Origin of the sequence: Rhizobium sp. CF142, from assembly GCF_000281145.1 — a bacterium.
Lineage (GTDB): Bacteria > Pseudomonadota > Alphaproteobacteria > Rhizobiales > Rhizobiaceae > Rhizobium.
In genome coordinates this window covers 1-15,581 of the sequence record NZ_AJWE01000009.1, presented here as the reverse complement: position 1 = coordinate 15,581, position 15,581 = coordinate 1, and the positions used below count along the sequence as shown (strand labels likewise).

The window sequence follows — 15,581 nt, the reverse complement described above, 5'->3', positions numbered from 1 at the left end:
CGGGCAGAGAACCAGGACATGCGTGGAGCGAACGCCGGACCGGCTTTATCTCGCCATCCCTGTCAGCTCGTAAGGAGCGCCAAGCTTGATTGACCATATCACCGTCGCTGTAAGCGATCTCACAAAGAGTAGGCTCTTTTACGAAAGAGCCTTCGCACCCTTGGGATACACATTGTCCTTCGGGAAGGAGAACGTTTTCTGGGCCTTCGATATCGGCAATGGCTGCCTGTTCGAAATCCAGCAGGCCGATAGCGCCCCGTCTCTGACGCGCATCCACGTCGCGTTTCGGGCCAAGAACAGGGCTGAAGTCGATGCGTTCTATCAAAGCGCTCTGGCAGCCGGCGCGCAGGACAATGGCGCACCTGGCTCGCGCCCGGACTACGCGCCCGATTATTATGCCTGCTTTATTCTCGATCCCGATGGCTACAATATCGAAGCCATGATCAATCAGCAGCTTGACAAAGCTTGAACAGAAGCGGGCTCAAACGCACAAACGAAAAAAGCCGGGCAAAGCCCAGCTTTCCTGTTTCCGTAACCGGAAAATCTTAGGCAGCGACAGACTGCTCTTCAGCAGCGACGCGTGCCTTGTCGGCTGCGCCCTTTGCATAGGTGTCGCGGTCAACGAATTCGATGACGGCGAGAGCAGCATTGTCGCCCTGACGGAAGCCAGCCTTCATGATACGCAGGTAGCCGCCATTGCGGGTTGCGTAACGGGAGGCGATCGTGTCGAACAGCTTGTTGACGACGACAGCATCCTTGATCTGCGAGATCGCCTGGCGGCGAGCGTGCAGGTCGCCGCGCTTGCCGAGGGTGACGAGCTTCTCGACGATCGGACGGATTTCCTTGGCTTTCGGCAGGGTCGTGACGATCTGCTCGTGGGTGATGAGCGAAGCCGCCATGTTGGCGAACATCGCCTTGCGGTGGCTTGCAGTTCTATTCAGCTTGCGGCCGGCTTTACCATGGCGCATTGCTATTCTCCTTTAATGCAGGTGCCCTTACGCTAACTGGGCCTGCCGTTTCCTGGCACATGCAGGCGATAGGCCTGCTGTTTGACGGGGAAAGGCAGCCGTAAAAAGCCTGCCTTTTTGTTTCTTAATACTGGTCTTCGTAACGCTTGGCGAGATCTTCGATGTTCTCGGGCGGCCATGCAGGCACTTCCATGCCGAGGTGCAGGCCCATGGAAGCGAGAACTTCCTTGATTTCGTTGAGCGACTTGCGACCAAAGTTCGGGGTGCGGAGCATTTCTGCTTCGGTCTTCTGAATGAGGTCGCCGATGTAGACGATATTGTCGTTCTTCAGGCAGTTTGCCGAACGAACGGACAGTTCGAGCTCGTCCACCTTCTTGAGGAGCGCCGGATTGAAGGCCAGTTCGGTGACTGCCTCTTCTTCGGTTTCCTTCTGCGGTTCGTCGAAATTGACGAAGACGCCAAGCTGGTCCTGCAGGATGCGTGCCGCGAAAGCGACGGCATCTTCGCCGGAGATAGACCCATCGGTTTCGATGGACATGGTCAGCTTGTCGTAGTCGAGAACCTGTCCTTCGCGGGTGTTTTCAACCTTGTAGGACACTTTCTTGACCGGCGAATAGAGGCTGTCCACCGGGATGAGACCGATCGGAGCATCTTCCGCACGATTGCGCTCAGCCGGAACGTAGCCCTTGCCGTTGTTGACGGTGAACTCCATGCGGATCTCGGCACCCTCGTCGAGCGTGCAGATGACATGCTCGGGGTTGAGGATTTCGATATCACCGACCGTCTGGATGTCACCAGCCGTTACAACACCTGGACCCTGCTTGCGCACGACCATGCGCTTGGCATCGTCGCCATCCATCTTGATGGCGATTTCCTTGATGTTGAGCACGATGTCCGTAACGTCCTCGCGAACGCCCGGGATTGAGGAGAATTCATGCAGCACGCCGTCGATCTGCACGGCCGTAACAGCGGCACCGCGCAGAGAGGAGAGCAGAACGCGGCGCAGCGCGTTGCCGAGGGTGAGGCCGAAACCGCGCTCAAGCGGCTCTGCAACGAGAGTCGCCTTGGTACGCGAGCTCGAAGAGAACTCCACCTTGTTCGGCTTGATCAATTCCTGCCAGTTCTTCTGAATCATAATTTTGCCTTCCGTTCGTTGCCACCATCCAATCGTGACAACCGAGCTTGAAAACCACCGGGAGCGCTGAGGCGCTCACCAGTGACGATAGCGATGATCAGACGCGGCGCTTCTTGCGCGGACGGCAGCCATTGTGCGGGATCGGGGTCACGTCGCGGATGGACGTGATCATGAAACCGGCAGCCTGGAGCGCGCGCAGAGCCGATTCACGGCCGGAACCCGGGCCGCAGACTTCGACTTCCAGCGACTTCATGCCATGTTCCTGAGCCTTCTTGGCGCAGTCTTCGGCAGCAATCTGGGCAGCGAACGGGGTCGACTTACGCGAGCCCTTGAAGCCCTTGGCGCCAGCAGACGACCAAGCAATCGCGTTGCCCTGCGCGTCGGTGATGGTGATCATCGTGTTGTTGAAGGTCGAGTTGACGTGAGCGACACCCGACGAGATATTCTTACGTTCGCGACGGCGAACGCGGACGGCTTCCTTAGCCATGGTATTCCTTTCTTGGATCTCTTCACCGCCGTAATCCCAGCGGCTACACCGGAACGGCGCCTATATGACCCCGCTCCAAACTCAAAAGAGGCCGGCGCAGACCGCCAGCCTCCCCATCCCGGTTTCCCGGAAATTACTTCTTCTTACCAGCGATCGCCTTTGCCGGACCCTTGCGGGTACGGGCATTGGTGTGCGTGCGCTGACCACGGACCGGAAGGCCACGACGGTGACGCAGGCCGCGGTAGCAGCCGAGGTCCATCAGGCGCTTGATGTTCATCGAGGTTTCGCGACGAAGGTCACCTTCGACCTGATAGTCACGGTCGATGGTTTCGCGGATCTGAAGGACTTCAGCATCCGTGAGCTGATGAACGCGGCGATCAGCCGGGATCCCGACCTTCTCGACGATTTCCTGCGCGAATTTCGATCCAATCCCGTGAATGTAGGTCAGCGCGATGACGACGCGCTTTGCAGTCGGGATGTTGACGCCAGCGATACGTGCCACGCCTGTTCTCCTTGCATTCCAGTTGCCATCCGGCAATAGGGCTTCGTTATGCAGCCAGAGGCCGCTCGATTAAATCCGGGTTCGTAACATCACAAAACGATCGAACCCGGATTTCCTTCGGGAAATCCGCGCCGATCGCAGGGAATGTCGCGAGTTGGCGCGGTTTAGCGGAATCAGTGCAAAAAAGCAACCGCTCCCGCGAAGTTTATTTTCAAAGCTTTAAAGCTTGGAAAGAATGCGTTCGATCTCGGTAGTAACCTGATCGATTTCGGCCATGCCATCCACGGACTTCAGTTTGCCCTTGGCATAATAGTAGCCGATCAGCGGCGAGGTTTCCTTGTAGTAGACCTCGAGACGCTTGGTCATGGTCTCGGCATTATCATCAGGGCGACGCTTGAAATGGGTCGAACCGCACTTGTCGCAGACGCCTTCCTTGACCGGGATCTTGTCCGAGTCGTGATAGACGGTGCCGCACTGGGCGCAGGAGTAACGGCCTGCCACGCGGCGGACCAGTTCCTTGTCGTCGACACGGAATTCGATGACGACCGAAAGATCGAGACCCTTGGCCTTCAGCATCACCTCTGTGGCATCTGCCTGCACGAGCGTGCGCGGGAAGCCGTCGAGGATGAAGCCGTTGGCGCAATCGGGCTGATCGATTCGTTCGGAGACGATGGCATTGACAATCTCGTCCGAGACCAGGTTTCCGGCGTCCATGACAGCCTTGGCGCGCTTGCCGACTTCAGTACCGGCCTGAACGGCGGCGCGCAGCATGTCACCCGTGGAAAGCTGCGGAATGCCATGCCTTTCCACGATCCGCTGGGCCTGGGTCCCCTTACCCGCGCCCGGCGGCCCCAAAAGTATAAGTCTCATCGCCCCCTCTTTCCTCCACGCAGCTTCGATTTCTTGATCAGGCCTTCGTACTGCTGTGCGATCAGATGGCCCTGGATCTGTGCCACCGTATCAAGAGTTACGCTAACCACGATCAAAAGCGAAGTCCCACCAAGGGATAATGGGATGCCGGTTTGCGACACCAGAATCTCAGGCAGGATGCAGACGAAGACGAGATAGATAGCGCCGATCACCGTGATACGGGTCAGCACGTAGTCGATATATTCGGCAGTGCGATCGCCCGGGCGGATGCCAGGGATGAAACCGCCATGCTTCTTCAGGTTATCGGCCGTGTCCTTCGGGTTGAAGACGATGGCCGTGTAGAAAAAGGCAAAGAAGGCGATGAGAGCCGCATAGAGCACCATGTAAAGCGGCTGGCCGTGGCCAAGTGCTGCAACGATGGACGTCGCCCAGGCGGGCATCGCCGTCGTGCTGGCAAAGCCTGCGAGCGTCGCCGGCAGAAGCAGCAGCGAAGAAGCAAAGATAGCCGGGATGACGCCCGAAGTGTTCAGCTTCAGCGGCAGGTGCGAGGTATCGCCCTGGAACATGCGGTTGCCGACCTGGCGCTTCGGATACTGGATGAGCAGACGGCGCTGCGCACGTTCAACGAAGACGATGATGGCAATGACTGCGATTGCGACGACGATGACGGCCAGGATGAGCGTCGTCGACAGCGCACCCGTACGGCCGAGTTCCAGAGTACCTGCAAGAGCGGTCGGAAGACCGGCGGCAATGCCTGCGAAGATGATCAGCGAAATGCCGTTACCGATGCCGCGCGAGGTGATCTGCTCACCGAGCCACATCAGGAACATGGTACCGCCGAGCAGCGTCAGAACGGTCGAAATCTTGAAGAACCAGCCCGGATCGACAACAAGGCCGTTGCCGCTCTCGAGACCAACGGCAATACCGTAAGCCTGGAGCGCGCCGAGGATGACCGTGCCGTAGCGGGTGTACTGGTTGATGATCTTGCGGCCCTGCTCACCTTCCTTCTTCAAGTTTTCGAGCGCCGGCACGACCGAGGTCATGAGCTGCACGATGATCGAAGCGGAGATGTAGGGCATGATGCCGAGCGCGAAGATCGCCATGCGCTGTACGGCACCGCCCGAGAACATGTTGAAGAGGCCGAGAATGCCGCCAGCCTGACCCTGGAAGGCCTGGGCGTATGCCTGGGGATTGAGGCCCGGAAGCGGAATATGGGTACCCAACCGGTAGACGAGGAGAGCTGCCAGTGTGAACCACAGGCGCTTCTTAAGATCCTCGGCTTTGGCGAAGGTCGAAAAATTGAGGTTCGAAGCCAGTTGTTCCGCTGCAGAAGCCATGCGTTTCTCCGCGCTACCAATTCCGGGCGCTCTCGAGTCGGCCGGCACCGGAATCAGTATGAATTTCTTTTAAAAACCGGGCTTCGGACGGATCGCTGGCGCAACCCTATGCCTCACCCTCGTTTTCAGTCTTACCGTCTCGACGCGGATGCGTCCAAGCAGGTTTTTGTGAGGCTCACATATGGGAGCAAAATCGCCCGGTGTGAAGCACCCCGGGCGATATATCATGAGTTTATTATTCTGCCGCTGCGGCAGAAAGAAGCGTTACCTTGCCGCCAGCCTTTTCGATCTTCTCGACGGCAGGCTTGGAAGCGCCTGCAACTTCGAGCGTGATCTTGGCCTTGAGCTCGCCGTCGGCGAGAACGCGAACGCCGTCCTTGGCGCGGCGGATGACGCCGGCAGCCTTCAGGGCAGCTGCATCAACGGTTACCTTCGCGTCGAGCTTGCCGGCATCGACGGCAGCCTGGATGCGTGCCAGCGATACGACGACGTAGTCGGCTGCGAAGATGTTGTTGAAGCCGCGCTTCGGCAGGCGACGGTAGATGGGCATCTGACCACCTTCGAAGCCGTTGATGGCGACACCCGAACGGGACTTCTGACCCTTTACACCGCGACCACCGGTCTTGCCGGAGCCCGAGCCGATACCACGGCCAAGACGCTTGCGGCTATGGGTAGAGCCTTCGTTATCTTTAATTTCATTGAGTTTCATGAGCGTTACTCCGGACTCACTTCTCGTCGACGACGCGAACGAGATGCTGGACTGCACGGATCATGCCACGAACGGCCGGAGTGTCTTCCAGCGTGCGGCGACGGTGCATCTTGTTCAGTCCGAGACCGATCAGCGTGCGCTGCTGGACGTCCGGACGGCGAATCGGGCTGCCGATCTGTTCGATCGTAACAGTCTTCGCTTCAGCCTTCTTGGTAGCCTTGGCCATTGGTCAGCTCCTCTTATTCTTCAGAGGCGTTGCCAGAAGCGGCACGGCGAGCCTGGAGCGTAGCATACTTGATGCCGCGCTGAGCTGCGATGTCCTTCGGGTGAACCTGGTGCTTCAGAGCGTCGAAGGTAGCGCGAACCATGTTGTAGGGGTTCGAGGAACCGGTCGACTTGGCAACGACGTCGTGGACGCCGAGCGTTTCGAAAACGGCGCGCATCGGACCGCCGGCGATGATGCCGGTACCGACCTTGGCCGAGCGCAGCAGAACCTTGCCGGCGCCATGACGGCCATGGACGTCGTGATGCAGCGTACGGCCGTCACGCAGCGGTACGAAGATCAGTTCGCGCTTGGCTGCTTCGGTTGCCTTGCGGATGGCTTCCGGCACTTCGCGCGCCTTGCCATGGCCGAAGCCTACGCGGCCCTTCTGGTCGCCAACGACGACGAGTGCTGCGAAACCAAAACGACGGCCGCCCTTTACGACCTTGGCGACGCGGTTGATCGCGACAAGCTTGTCGACGAATTCGCTATCGCGCTCTTCGCGGCTCTGGCGGTCTTCCCGCTGTGGCCTTCTTTCCTGTGCCATTGTCCTCTTCCTTTTTCTTTTCCGGGTGCAATCGGCAAACAAAATGAGGACCGCATCGGCTTCCTCTGGGGAACGATTTGCGGTCCGGTGAAATCCGGCCGAAGACTATGAAAGCTTCGGCCGGAAACTATTAGAAGGTCAGACCGCCTTCGCGGGCTGCATCTGCCAAGGCCTTGATGCGGCCGTGATAGATGAAGGCGCCACGGTCGAATACGACCTCGGTGACGCCTGCCTTCGAAGCGCGCTCTGCAACAAGCTTGCCAACGAGGGCAGCTGCTGCGGTGTCAGCACCGGTCTTCAGAGAACCGCGCAGATCCTTGTCGAGCGTCGATGCAGCGGCAAGGGTCTTGCCGGCAACATCGTCGATAACCTGAGCGTAAATGTTCTTCGACGAGCGATGAACCGACAGGCGCGGACGGCCATTGGCCACCGACTTGAGATGACGGCGCACGCGGTTGGCACGACGTGCAAGTGCTTCTTTCCTGCTAGCCATTTCGCGTGATCCTTACTTCTTCTTGCCTTCTTTGCGGACAATCCGCTCTTCGGCATACTTGACGCCCTTGCCCTTGTAGGGCTCCGGACCGCGGTATTCGCGGATCTCGGCGGCGACCTGACCGACCTGCTGCTTGTTGATGCCGGTGACGACGATTTCCGTCGGCTTCGGTACAGCGATCGTGATGCCCTGCGGCGGTTCGTAGACCACGTCGTGGCTGAAACCAAGCGCCAGCTGCAGGTTCTTGCCCTGCAGGGAGGCACGGTAACCAACGCCGTTGATTTCGAGCTTGCGCTCGAAGCCGTCCTTAACGCCCTTGAAGATGTTTTCGATCATCGTGCGGGACATGCCCCACTTCGAACGAGCTTCCTTCGTCTGGGAAAGCGGCGTTACGACGACCGCATTGTTTTCGAGCTTGAGGCTGATTTCGTCGTTTGCGACGAAAAACAGTTCGCCCTTCGGGCCCTTAGCAGTAACCTTCTGGCCATCGACCGTAGCCGTGATCCCAGCAGGTACCTGAACGGGCTTCTTACCGATACGAGACATGTTTCAATCCTGTCTGTTCGCTATGGAGACCCTGCGCTGTCTTAGAAGACAGAGCAGAGAACCTCGCCACCAACGTTCTGTTCGCGAGCTTGGTGATCGGCCATCACGCCCTTCGGGGTCGAAAGGATGGTGATGCCGAGGCCGTTCGCGACCTGCGGAATGGACTTGACCGAGACATAAACCCGGCGGCCCGGCTTGGACACACGGCCGATCTCACGGATCACCGATGCGCCTTCATAGTACTTCAGTTCGATGTTCAGCTCGGACTTGCCGTTGCCGAAATCGACGACGGAATAGCCACGGATGTAGCCTTCGGACTGGAGAACATCGAGAACACGTGCACGGAGCTTGGAAGCAGGCGTCGAAACCGACGACTTGCGACGCGAAGCGCCGTTACGGATACGGGTGAGCATATCGCCCAACGGATCAGTCATTGTCATCTAACCTGCTCCTTACCAGCTCGACTTGACGATGCCCGGCACCTTGCCGAGATTGCCCAGTTCGCGCAGCGCGATACGCGACATACGCAGTTTACGGTAATAAGCGCGCGGACGACCGGACACTTCGCAACGGTTGCGAATGCGGGTCTTCGATCCGTCGCGCGGCAGGGATGCCAGCTTGATCGAGGCCTTGAACCGCTCTTCGATCGGAAGAGCCTGGTTCATGATGATCGCCTTCAGGGCAGCACGCTTGCCAGCCTGGTTTGCGACCGTATTACGGCGGCGCTTGTTCTTTTCAACTGCGCTTGTCTTCGCCATGTCAGGTTCCTTTTCTACGCTCGTCGTTACGGTTACTGACGGAACGGGAAGCTGAACTCCGTGAGGAGCGCGCGAGCTTCGTCGTCGGTCGTTGCCGTCGTGCAAACGATGATGTCCATGCCCCACATCTGATCAACCTTGTCGTAGTTGATTTCTGGGAACACAATGTGCTCCTTGATGCCCATGGCGAAGTTGCCACGGCCGTCAAAGCTCTTCGGGTTCAGGCCGCGGAAGTCGCGAACGCGCGGAAGCGCGATGTTGACCAGGCGATCCAGGAACTCGTACATGCGGGCGCCGCGCAGGGTGACCTTCGCGCCGATCGGCATGTTTTCGCGGACCTTGAAGCCAGCGATAGAGTTGCGTGCACGGGTGATGACCGGCTTCTGGCCAGCGATGGCAGCCAGATCGGCGGCAGCAACGGTCGGCTTCTTGGAATCAGCCGTGGCTTCGCCCACACCCATGTTGATAACGATCTTGTCGAGCTTCGGGATCATCATCTCGTTGGCGTAGGAGAACTTCTCCTGCATCGCCTTGCGGATCCGCTCGACATATTCCTTCTTGAGCCGCGGCTCGTACTTTGCCTCAGCCATCGATCACTTCTCCCGAACGCTTGGCCACGCGGACCTTCTTGCCGTCAACAACCTTGAAACCGACGCGGGTCGGCTTGCCGTCCTTGTCGATAATCGAGACGTTGGACAGGTGGACCGAAGCTTCCTTGGAAATAATCCCGGCTTCCTGGGTCTGCGTCTGGCGCTGGTGGCGCTTTACGACGTTTACGCCGCGAACGACGGCGCGATCTTCCTTCGGCAGGACCTGAAGGACTTCGCCAGTGCGGCCCTTGTCCTTACCTGCGAGCATGACGACCTTGTCGCCCTTACGAATCTTCTGCATCGCTCTCGCTCCTTACAGTACTTCGGGAGCCAGCGAGATGATCTTCATGTGGTTCTTCGCACGCAATTCGCGCGGAACCGGTCCGAAGATACGGGTGCCGATCGGCTCTTTTTTGTTGTCGATGAGGACTGCTGCATTGGTGTCGAAGCGGATGACAGAACCATCCGGACGACGGATGTCCTTGGCGGTGCGAACGACAACCGCCTTCATCACGTCACCCTTCTTCACACGGCCGCGCGGAATAGCTTCCTTGATCGAAACGACGATGACGTCGCCGATCGAGGCATACTTGCGCTTCGAGCCGCCCAGCACCTTGATGCACATGACACGACGAGCGCCGGAATTATCCGCGACGTCGAGGTTTGTTTGCATCTGAATCATATCAGGTCGCCTTCTTGTTCCTACCGGAATGGTTGGGCAATGCCCCCTCTCCCGGCTTATGAAAATTCTCTACCGGCCGCTCGTCGTGAGGACAGCGAAAACACGGCAATAGCTTGAATAGCGCGGGATAGATCGTTGCCAGGGTGGTTTCCCAGATGGGACCTTCCGTGCGCTTAAAGCAAAAGAACGCCCGGCATTCGAGCGTTCCGACGCTGCTTCATACAGAAATTTCCGCGAGACGCAAGGCCTCGCGCAAAATTCTTACTTGGCCTGGGCGGCAATAACCGTCCAGCGCTTGTCCTTGGAGATCGGTGCGCACTCCTCGATGGAGACGATATCGCCGATCTTGTACTGATTGTTTTCGTCGTGGGCCTTGTACTTCTTGGAACGACGAACGGTCTTCTGGAGCAGCGGGTGAGCAAAACGACGCTCAACGCGAACTACGACAGTCTTCTCGTTCTTGTCGCCAACGACGACGCCCTGCAGAATGCGCTTCGGCATGTTTTTCTTCCTTTACGCCTTTGCTTCCGCCGCCTTCTGGCGAGCAATGGTTTTCACGCGGGCGATGTCCTTGCGAACTTCATCGATGCGCGAGGACTTTTCGAGCTGGCCGGTCGCCTTCTGGAAGCGCAGGTTGAACTGCTCCTTCTTCAGGTCGGCAAGCTTGTCCTTGAGCTGGTCGGCCGTGAGGCCGCGTACTTCTTCGGCTTTCATCGTGCCTTCTCCTTACTCTGCGATGCGCTGTACAAAGCGCGTCTTGACCGAGAGCTTGGCCGAGCCGAGGCGAAGCGCTTCACGCGCGATTTCCTCGGAGACACCGTCGATCTCGAACATCATACGACCGGGCTTGACCTTGCATGCCCAGTATTCCACGGAACCCTTACCCTTACCCATACGGACTTCGGTAGGCTTTGCGGTTACCGGAACGTCCGGGAACACGCGGATCCAAACACGACCGGCGCGCTTCATGTAACGCGTGATCGCGCGGCGGGCCGCTTCGATCTCACGAGCGTTAACGCGGTTCGGCTCCTGAGCCTTCAGGCCGAATTCGCCGAAGGCAAGGTCGGAACCGCCCTTGGCAACGCCCTTGATGCGGCCCTTGAACTGCTTGCGGTACTTAGTACGCTTTGGCTGCAACATTTTCTTACTTCTCCGAGCTTATCTTTCGCCAGCGCTAATTACGCGTTGTCGCGTTCGCGGCGACGATCGCCACGGTCGCGTTCGCGGCTTGCCGGGCCCTGTGCGTCGCCTTCCAGCGCGCGGCGTTCGGAAGCCATCGGATCGTGCTCAAGGATTTCACCCTTGAAGATCCAGACCTTGATGCCGCAGATACCGAATGCGGTTTCGGCTTCAGCCGTCCCGTAGTCGATGTCAGCGCGCAGGGTGTGCAGCGGAACGCGGCCTTCGCGGTACCATTCCGTACGAGCGATTTCTGCACCGCCGAGACGGCCTGCGCAGGTGATCTTGATGCCTTCGGCGCCAAGACGCATCGCGGACTGAACGGCGCGCTTCATGGCGCGGCGGAAAGCCACGCGGCGCTCGAGCTGCTGGGCGATCGACTGAGCAACGAGCGTTGCGTCGATTTCCGGCTTGCGCACTTCAACGATGTTGAGGTGCGTTTCGGAGTTCGTCATTTCCGACAGCTTCTTGCGGAGCTTGTCGATGTCGGCGCCCTTGCGGCCGATGATCAGGCCCGGACGGGCCGAGTGGATCGTGACGCGGCACTTCTTGTGCGGACGCTCGATGACCACCTTGGAGATGCCGGCCTGCTTCAGTTCGCTCATGACGAACTTACGCATCTTCAGGTCTTCGTGCAGGAGCTGACCGTATTCGGCATTGTCCGCAAACCAGCGGCTATCCCAGGTACGGTTGATGCCAAGACGGAAACCAATCGGATTGATTTTCTGACCCATTATGCGGCCTCCTCTTGTGCCTGCACTTCACGAACGACGATCGTCAGGTGAGCGAACGGACGTTCGATGCGCGATGCGCGGCCGCGGCCACGAGCGTGGAAGCGCTTCATGACAATCGACTTGCCGACATAGGCCTCGGCGACGACGAGAGCGTCGACGTCGAGGTCATGGTTGTTCTCGGCGTTGGCGATCGCAGATTCGAGCGTCTTCTTGACGGCGCCTGCGATACGCTTGCGGGAGAATTCCAGCTCAGCGAGTGCACGCTCGACCTTCTTGCCACGGATGGCCGCAGCAACCAGGTTGAGCTTCTGTGGGCTGACGCGGAGCGTACGGGCGACTGCTTGCGCCTCGTTGTCCTTCAGCCGGCGTTCGGCTTTAGCCTTACCCATCGTTACTTCCTCTTTGCCTTCTTGTCCGCGCCGTGACCGTAATAGGTACGGGTCGGAGAGAATTCACCGAATTTGTGACCGACCATGTCTTCATTGACACTGACCGGAACATGCTTGCTGCCGTTGTAGACGCCGAAGGTGAGACCAACGAACTGCGGCAGGATCGTGGAGCGACGGCTCCAGATCTTGATTACTTCTGCACGTCCGCCTTCACGAACCTTCTCAGCCTTCTTGAGAAGATAGCCGTCAACAAACGGACCTTTCCATACTGAACGAGCCATTGAGGACTTCCTCTCTTACTTCTTACGCTGATGACGCGAGCGCATGATCATCTTGTCGGTCGACTTGTTCGACCGGGTGCGCTTGCCCTTGGTCGGCTTGCCCCACGGAGAAACCGGGTGACGACCACCAGAGGTGCGGCCTTCACCACCGCCGTGCGGATGGTCGACCGGGTTCATGACGACGCCGCGGTTATGCGGACGCTTGCCGCGCCAAACAGTACGACCGGCCTTGCCGTCGTTGATGTTGGCATGGTCAGGGTTCGACACCGCACCGATCGAAGCAAGGCAGGTGCCGTGCACGAGGCGCTGTTCGCCCGAGTTCAGGCGAAGGATAGCCATGCCCTGGTCACGGCCGACGAGCTGCGCGTAGGAACCGGCAGAGCGGGCAATCTGACCGCCCTTGCCGGGCTTCATTTCCACGTTGTGGATGATGGAGCCGACCGGGATGTACTGCAGCGGCATCGTGTTGCCGGGCTTGACGTCGACAGCCTTGTCGGAAGCGATGACCTTGTCGCCGGCAGCGAGACGCTGCGGAGCGAGGATGTAGGCCTGTTCGCCGTCGGAGTAGCGGACGAGCGCGATGTAAGCCGTGCGGTTCGGGTCGTATTCGATACGCTCAACGGTGCCTTCGACGTCGAACTTGCGACGCTTGAAGTCGATGATGCGATACGTACGCTTGTGACCGCCGCCGATGAAGCGGGCCGTGATGCGGCCGAGGTTGTTACGACCGCCGCTCTTGGTCAGACCTTCCGTCAGCGACTTGACCGGCTTGCCCTTGTAGAGGCCCGAACGGTCGACGATGACCAGCTGGCGCTGGCTCGGGGTCGTCGGATTGAATGTTTTCAATGCCATTTTTTTATCCTCAGAGACCGGTGGAGACGTCGATCGTCTGGCCTTCGGCCAACGTCACGACAGCCTTCTTCACGTCCTGCTGCTTGCCGACAAAACCGCGGAAACGCCGGGTCTTGCCCTTGCGCAGCAGAGTGTTGACGGCGGTAACCTTGACGCCGAAGAGCGCCTCGACTGCAGCCTTGATTTCCGGCTTCGTCGCCTTCTTGGCGACATTGAAAACAACCTGGTTGTTTTCCGATACCAGCGTGGACTTTTCGGTGATCGCAGGAGAAACGATCACATCGTAGTGGCGGAGATCGGTCACTTGAATCGCTCCTCTAGCGCTTCAACGGCAGCCTTGGAAAGCACGAGCTTGCCGCGGCGGACGATGTCGTAAACGTTGATGCCCTGGATCGGCAGAACATCGATGTTCGGGATGTTCTGTGCAGCGAGCTTGAAGTTACCGTCGAGCTCGGCGCCGCCGATGAAGAGGGCGTTGGTGAGGCCCAGCGTTGCGAATACGCCGGCCAGAGCCTTCGTCTTTGCTTCGTTGGCGACCAGATCATCGATGATGATCAGTTCGTCTGCCTTGATCTTGGCGGACAGCGCATGGCGCAGGCCGAGTGCACGAACCTTCTTGGGCAGGTCGTGCTCATGGCTGCGAGCAACCGGGCCGTGAGCCTTACCACCGCCGCGGAACTGCGGAGCACGAGCCGAATGGTGACGAGCGCGGCCCGTACCCTTCTGCTTGTACATCTTGGCGCCGGTGCGCCAGACGTCTGCGCGGCCCTTTGCCTGGTGCGTGCCCTGCTGCTTCTTGGCAAGCTGCCAGCGGATAACGCGGGCGAGAATATCTTCGCGGGGCTCAAGGCCGAAAATCGCTTCCGAAAGGGAAACCTTCCCAGCGTCTTTTCCCTCGAGGGTCTTGACGTTCAATTCCATTGGTCTGGCTCCCTTACTTCGCTGCCGACTTGACGGCGTCGCGCACGATGATCCAGGCACCCTTGGAACCGGGTACTGCACCCTTAATCAGGATCAGACCGCGATCTTCATCGGTCGAAACCACTTCAAGGTTCTGCGTCGTCACGCGCGTCTGGCCCATGTGACCAGCCATCTTCTTGTTCTTGAAAACCTTGCCCGGATCCTGGCGCGAACCCGTCGAACCATGCGAGCGGTGCGAAACGGACACACCGTGCGTGGCGCGGAGACCGCCGAAACCGTGGCGCTTCATGGCGCCGGCAAAGCCCTTACCAATCGTCGTGCCGGTGACATCGACGAGCTGACCAGCGGCAAAGTGGCCAGCCTTAAGCTCGGTACCAACATCAAGCAGATGGTCTTCCGAAACGCGGAATTCCTGAAGCTTGGCCTTGGGCTCAACGTTAGCGACGGCAAAGTTGCCGCGCATGGCCTTGGACGTGTTCTTGACCTTGGCCTGGCCAGCACCGAGCTGAAGCGCGGTATAGCCATTCTTTTCTACGGTGCGCTGGGCCACGACCTGGCAGCCTTCCAAACGCAGTACCGTTACCGGGACATGCTCGCCGGCGTCGTTGTAGACGCGGGTCATTCCCACCTTCTGTGCAATTACACCTGAACGCATCGGTTCAATCCTTCCAACTCAGCTCGAGCAAGCTCAGAGCTTGATCTCAACATCGACACCTGCGGCGAGATCGAGCTTCATCAGCGCGTCTACCGTCTGCGGGGTCGGATCTACGATGTCGAGCAGGCGCTTATGCGTGCGCATCTCGAACTGTTCGCGACTCTTCTTGTCGATGTGCGGGGACCGGTTGACCGTAAACTTCTCGATGCGGGTCGGAAGCGGAACGGGGCCCCGGACGCTAGCACCGGTGCGCTTCGCCGTCGACACGATCTCGCGCGTGGAAGCATCGAGAATCCGGTGATCGAACGCCTTCAGGCGAATGCGGATATTTTGGCCGTTCATTCGACGTTATCCTTGTGTTTGTTTTTCCACATGTCTTTGGGCAAGACACGGGTTGTTCTTTCTTCCTAAGGCGGACCACCGGTTTCAAAGATCGAGAGAGACGCCTGTTACGGCACCCCTATCCACTCTTCAGGGCCTTTTGACCCACCTTATTGTTTGTTTAGTCGCCGCTTCGTCATCCAAAGCGTTACGCAAATCGCGCTCGCGCGCCATTTGCAACATTTCTGTGTAATAAGCAAGCGGCTTGCGCCGCCTGCATCATAATAATGTCATCGAATCGGCTGCCCCACCGGAGCAGCCGAATGAATTACTCGATGATCGAAGCAACGATGCCTGCACCGA

The 15,581-nt window shown here is 58.8% G+C and carries 28 protein-coding genes; 1 reads left to right on the top strand and 27 read right to left on the bottom strand.

Going from position 1 to position 15,581, the window contains the following annotated elements; genetic code table 11:
* Positions 1 to 85 precede the first annotated feature (85 nt).
* The gene (locus tag PMI11_RS02340) at positions 86 to 469 is read left to right on the top strand and encodes a VOC family protein (protein ID WP_007812900.1); all 384 of its coding nucleotides are present in this window, start codon (positions 86 to 88) and stop codon (positions 467 to 469) included.
* A 76-nt stretch (positions 470 to 545) separates the two neighbouring features.
* Here the strand turns inward: PMI11_RS02340 and rplQ are convergent, their stop codons facing one another.
* The 27 genes from rplQ to rpsJ all read right to left on the bottom strand — a co-directional run bounded on the left by rplQ (position 546) and on the right by rpsJ (position 15,239).
* Positions 546 to 968 carry a 50S ribosomal protein L17 gene (rplQ, locus tag PMI11_RS02335; protein WP_007812897.1) on the bottom strand — a complete coding sequence of 141 codons (423 nt, stop codon included), beginning with the start codon at positions 966 to 968 and terminating at the stop codon, positions 546 to 548.
* 124 nt (positions 969 to 1,092) lie between these two features.
* Entirely contained in the window at positions 1,093 to 2,103 is a 1,011-nt protein-coding gene (locus tag PMI11_RS02330; protein ID WP_007812895.1) for a DNA-directed RNA polymerase subunit alpha, read from the bottom strand.
* Between the two features lie 97 nt (positions 2,104 to 2,200).
* On the bottom strand, positions 2,201 to 2,590 hold the full coding sequence (gene rpsK / locus PMI11_RS02325) for a 30S ribosomal protein S11 (protein ID WP_003547577.1): 390 nt from the start codon (positions 2,588 to 2,590) through the stop codon (positions 2,201 to 2,203).
* A 133-nt stretch (positions 2,591 to 2,723) separates the two neighbouring features.
* Positions 2,724 to 3,092: a 30S ribosomal protein S13 gene (gene rpsM / locus PMI11_RS02320; RefSeq protein ID WP_022718373.1), complete on the bottom strand. Its 369-nt coding sequence runs from the start codon at positions 3,090 to 3,092 to the stop codon at positions 2,724 to 2,726.
* A gap of 219 nt (positions 3,093 to 3,311) precedes the next feature.
* The gene (locus tag PMI11_RS02315) at positions 3,312 to 3,962 is read right to left on the bottom strand and encodes an adenylate kinase (RefSeq protein ID WP_007812893.1); all 651 of its coding nucleotides are present in this window, start codon (positions 3,960 to 3,962) and stop codon (positions 3,312 to 3,314) included.
* Positions 3,959 to 5,299 (bottom strand): preprotein translocase subunit SecY, encoded by a 1,341-nt coding sequence (gene secY / locus PMI11_RS02310; RefSeq protein WP_007812891.1) that lies wholly within the window; start codon positions 5,297 to 5,299, stop codon positions 3,959 to 3,961. The genes PMI11_RS02315 and secY overlap by 4 nt, the downstream gene beginning before the upstream one ends.
* A gap of 235 nt (positions 5,300 to 5,534) precedes the next feature.
* Entirely contained in the window at positions 5,535 to 6,008 is a 474-nt protein-coding gene (gene rplO / locus PMI11_RS02305) for a 50S ribosomal protein L15 (protein ID WP_007812889.1), read from the bottom strand.
* Between the two features lie 16 nt (positions 6,009 to 6,024).
* Positions 6,025 to 6,234 (bottom strand): 50S ribosomal protein L30, encoded by a 210-nt coding sequence (gene rpmD, locus PMI11_RS02300; RefSeq protein WP_007812887.1) that lies wholly within the window; start codon positions 6,232 to 6,234, stop codon positions 6,025 to 6,027.
* Between the two features lie 13 nt (positions 6,235 to 6,247).
* Positions 6,248 to 6,817 (bottom strand): 30S ribosomal protein S5, encoded by a 570-nt coding sequence (gene rpsE / locus PMI11_RS02295; RefSeq protein WP_007812885.1) that lies wholly within the window; start codon positions 6,815 to 6,817, stop codon positions 6,248 to 6,250.
* A gap of 130 nt (positions 6,818 to 6,947) precedes the next feature.
* Complete coding sequence (gene rplR / locus PMI11_RS02290; protein WP_003573785.1) at positions 6,948 to 7,310, bottom strand: 50S ribosomal protein L18; 363 nt, start codon at positions 7,308 to 7,310, stop codon at positions 6,948 to 6,950.
* Positions 7,311 to 7,322: 12 nt separating this feature from the next.
* On the bottom strand, positions 7,323 to 7,856 hold the full coding sequence (rplF, locus tag PMI11_RS02285) for a 50S ribosomal protein L6 (protein ID WP_007812882.1): 534 nt from the start codon (positions 7,854 to 7,856) through the stop codon (positions 7,323 to 7,325).
* 41 nt (positions 7,857 to 7,897) lie between these two features.
* Positions 7,898 to 8,296 carry a 30S ribosomal protein S8 gene (rpsH, locus tag PMI11_RS02280; protein ID WP_004674934.1) on the bottom strand — a complete coding sequence of 133 codons (399 nt, stop codon included), beginning with the start codon at positions 8,294 to 8,296 and terminating at the stop codon, positions 7,898 to 7,900.
* Positions 8,297 to 8,308: 12 nt separating this feature from the next.
* Positions 8,309 to 8,614: a 30S ribosomal protein S14 gene (rpsN, locus tag PMI11_RS02275; RefSeq protein WP_007812880.1), complete on the bottom strand. Its 306-nt coding sequence runs from the start codon at positions 8,612 to 8,614 to the stop codon at positions 8,309 to 8,311.
* Between the two features lie 32 nt (positions 8,615 to 8,646).
* Positions 8,647 to 9,204 carry a 50S ribosomal protein L5 gene (rplE, locus tag PMI11_RS02270; RefSeq protein ID WP_007812878.1) on the bottom strand — a complete coding sequence of 186 codons (558 nt, stop codon included), beginning with the start codon at positions 9,202 to 9,204 and terminating at the stop codon, positions 8,647 to 8,649.
* Complete coding sequence (gene rplX / locus PMI11_RS02265) at positions 9,197 to 9,505, bottom strand: 50S ribosomal protein L24 (protein ID WP_007812875.1); 309 nt, start codon at positions 9,503 to 9,505, stop codon at positions 9,197 to 9,199. The genes rplE and rplX overlap by 8 nt, the downstream gene beginning before the upstream one ends.
* A gap of 12 nt (positions 9,506 to 9,517) precedes the next feature.
* Positions 9,518 to 9,886 carry a 50S ribosomal protein L14 gene (rplN, locus tag PMI11_RS02260; RefSeq protein ID WP_003573790.1) on the bottom strand — a complete coding sequence of 123 codons (369 nt, stop codon included), beginning with the start codon at positions 9,884 to 9,886 and terminating at the stop codon, positions 9,518 to 9,520.
* A 261-nt stretch (positions 9,887 to 10,147) separates the two neighbouring features.
* Entirely contained in the window at positions 10,148 to 10,387 is a 240-nt protein-coding gene (rpsQ, locus tag PMI11_RS02255) for a 30S ribosomal protein S17 (RefSeq protein WP_007812872.1), read from the bottom strand.
* Between the two features lie 12 nt (positions 10,388 to 10,399).
* Positions 10,400 to 10,600 (bottom strand): 50S ribosomal protein L29, encoded by a 201-nt coding sequence (gene rpmC / locus PMI11_RS02250; RefSeq protein ID WP_007812871.1) that lies wholly within the window; start codon positions 10,598 to 10,600, stop codon positions 10,400 to 10,402.
* Positions 10,601 to 10,612: 12 nt separating this feature from the next.
* Entirely contained in the window at positions 10,613 to 11,026 is a 414-nt protein-coding gene (gene rplP, locus PMI11_RS02245) for a 50S ribosomal protein L16 (RefSeq protein WP_003573792.1), read from the bottom strand.
* Positions 11,027 to 11,064: 38 nt separating this feature from the next.
* Positions 11,065 to 11,799 (bottom strand): 30S ribosomal protein S3, encoded by a 735-nt coding sequence (rpsC, locus tag PMI11_RS02240; RefSeq protein WP_007812868.1) that lies wholly within the window; start codon positions 11,797 to 11,799, stop codon positions 11,065 to 11,067.
* Positions 11,799 to 12,188 carry a 50S ribosomal protein L22 gene (gene rplV / locus PMI11_RS02235; protein WP_007812866.1) on the bottom strand — a complete coding sequence of 130 codons (390 nt, stop codon included), beginning with the start codon at positions 12,186 to 12,188 and terminating at the stop codon, positions 11,799 to 11,801. The genes rpsC and rplV overlap by 1 nt, the downstream gene beginning before the upstream one ends.
* Before the next feature lie 2 nt (positions 12,189 to 12,190).
* Positions 12,191 to 12,469 carry a 30S ribosomal protein S19 gene (gene rpsS, locus PMI11_RS02230; RefSeq protein ID WP_007531666.1) on the bottom strand — a complete coding sequence of 93 codons (279 nt, stop codon included), beginning with the start codon at positions 12,467 to 12,469 and terminating at the stop codon, positions 12,191 to 12,193.
* A gap of 15 nt (positions 12,470 to 12,484) precedes the next feature.
* Positions 12,485 to 13,321 (bottom strand): 50S ribosomal protein L2, encoded by an 837-nt coding sequence (gene rplB / locus PMI11_RS02225; protein WP_007812864.1) that lies wholly within the window; start codon positions 13,319 to 13,321, stop codon positions 12,485 to 12,487.
* Between the two features lie 10 nt (positions 13,322 to 13,331).
* A complete protein-coding gene (locus PMI11_RS02220) occupies positions 13,332 to 13,625 on the bottom strand; it encodes a 50S ribosomal protein L23 (RefSeq protein WP_007812862.1) in 294 nt (97 codons plus the stop codon).
* Positions 13,622 to 14,242 (bottom strand): 50S ribosomal protein L4, encoded by a 621-nt coding sequence (gene rplD, locus PMI11_RS02215; protein ID WP_007812861.1) that lies wholly within the window; start codon positions 14,240 to 14,242, stop codon positions 13,622 to 13,624. The genes PMI11_RS02220 and rplD overlap by 4 nt, the downstream gene beginning before the upstream one ends.
* 13 nt (positions 14,243 to 14,255) lie before the next feature.
* On the bottom strand, positions 14,256 to 14,897 hold the full coding sequence (rplC, locus tag PMI11_RS02210) for a 50S ribosomal protein L3 (RefSeq protein WP_007812859.1): 642 nt from the start codon (positions 14,895 to 14,897) through the stop codon (positions 14,256 to 14,258).
* Between the two features lie 33 nt (positions 14,898 to 14,930).
* Positions 14,931 to 15,239 (bottom strand): 30S ribosomal protein S10, encoded by a 309-nt coding sequence (gene rpsJ / locus PMI11_RS02205; protein ID WP_003547547.1) that lies wholly within the window; start codon positions 15,237 to 15,239, stop codon positions 14,931 to 14,933.
* Positions 15,240 to 15,581 lie beyond the last annotated feature (342 nt).

Coding starts and splice junctions, on each gene's coding strand:
- rplQ (WP_007812897.1), bottom strand. CDS start 968: ATGCGCCATGGTAAAGCCGGCCGCAAGCTGAATAGAACTGCAAGCCAC.
- PMI11_RS02330 (WP_007812895.1), bottom strand. CDS start 2,103: ATGATTCAGAAGAACTGGCAGGAATTGATCAAGCCGAACAAGGTGGAG.
- rpsK (WP_003547577.1), bottom strand. CDS start 2,590: ATGGCTAAGGAAGCCGTCCGCGTTCGCCGTCGCGAACGTAAGAATATC.
- PMI11_RS02315 (WP_007812893.1), bottom strand. CDS start 3,962: ATGAGACTTATACTTTTGGGGCCGCCGGGCGCGGGTAAGGGGACCCAG.
- secY (WP_007812891.1), bottom strand. CDS start 5,299: ATGGCTTCTGCAGCGGAACAACTGGCTTCGAACCTCAATTTTTCGACC.
- rplO (WP_007812889.1), bottom strand. CDS start 6,008: ATGAAACTCAATGAAATTAAAGATAACGAAGGCTCTACCCATAGCCGC.
- rpmD (WP_007812887.1), bottom strand. CDS start 6,234: ATGGCCAAGGCTACCAAGAAGGCTGAAGCGAAGACTGTTACGATCGAA.
- rpsE (WP_007812885.1), bottom strand. CDS start 6,817: ATGGCACAGGAAAGAAGGCCACAGCGGGAAGACCGCCAGAGCCGCGAA.
- rplR (WP_003573785.1), bottom strand. CDS start 7,310: ATGGCTAGCAGGAAAGAAGCACTTGCACGTCGTGCCAACCGCGTGCGC.
- rplF (WP_007812882.1), bottom strand. CDS start 7,856: ATGTCTCGTATCGGTAAGAAGCCCGTTCAGGTACCTGCTGGGATCACG.
- rpsH (WP_004674934.1), bottom strand. CDS start 8,296: ATGACAATGACTGATCCGTTGGGCGATATGCTCACCCGTATCCGTAAC.
- rpsN (WP_007812880.1), bottom strand. CDS start 8,614: ATGGCGAAGACAAGCGCAGTTGAAAAGAACAAGCGCCGCCGTAATACG.
- rplE (WP_007812878.1), bottom strand. CDS start 9,204: ATGGCTGAGGCAAAGTACGAGCCGCGGCTCAAGAAGGAATATGTCGAG.
- rplX (WP_007812875.1), bottom strand. CDS start 9,505: ATGCAGAAGATTCGTAAGGGCGACAAGGTCGTCATGCTCGCAGGTAAG.
- rplN (WP_003573790.1), bottom strand. CDS start 9,886: ATGATTCAGATGCAAACAAACCTCGACGTCGCGGATAATTCCGGCGCT.
- rpsQ (WP_007812872.1), bottom strand. CDS start 10,387: ATGCCGAAGCGCATTCTGCAGGGCGTCGTCGTTGGCGACAAGAACGAG.
- rpmC (WP_007812871.1), bottom strand. CDS start 10,600: ATGAAAGCCGAAGAAGTACGCGGCCTCACGGCCGACCAGCTCAAGGAC.
- rplP (WP_003573792.1), bottom strand. CDS start 11,026: ATGTTGCAGCCAAAGCGTACTAAGTACCGCAAGCAGTTCAAGGGCCGC.
- rpsC (WP_007812868.1), bottom strand. CDS start 11,799: ATGGGTCAGAAAATCAATCCGATTGGTTTCCGTCTTGGCATCAACCGT.
- rplV (WP_007812866.1), bottom strand. CDS start 12,188: ATGGGTAAGGCTAAAGCCGAACGCCGGCTGAAGGACAACGAGGCGCAA.
- rpsS (WP_007531666.1), bottom strand. CDS start 12,469: ATGGCTCGTTCAGTATGGAAAGGTCCGTTTGTTGACGGCTATCTTCTC.
- rplB (WP_007812864.1), bottom strand. CDS start 13,321: ATGGCATTGAAAACATTCAATCCGACGACCCCGAGCCAGCGCCAGCTG.
- rplD (WP_007812861.1), bottom strand. CDS start 14,242: ATGGAATTGAACGTCAAGACCCTCGAGGGAAAAGACGCTGGGAAGGTT.
- rplC (WP_007812859.1), bottom strand. CDS start 14,897: ATGCGTTCAGGTGTAATTGCACAGAAGGTGGGAATGACCCGCGTCTAC.
- rpsJ (WP_003547547.1), bottom strand. CDS start 15,239: ATGAACGGCCAAAATATCCGCATTCGCCTGAAGGCGTTCGATCACCGG.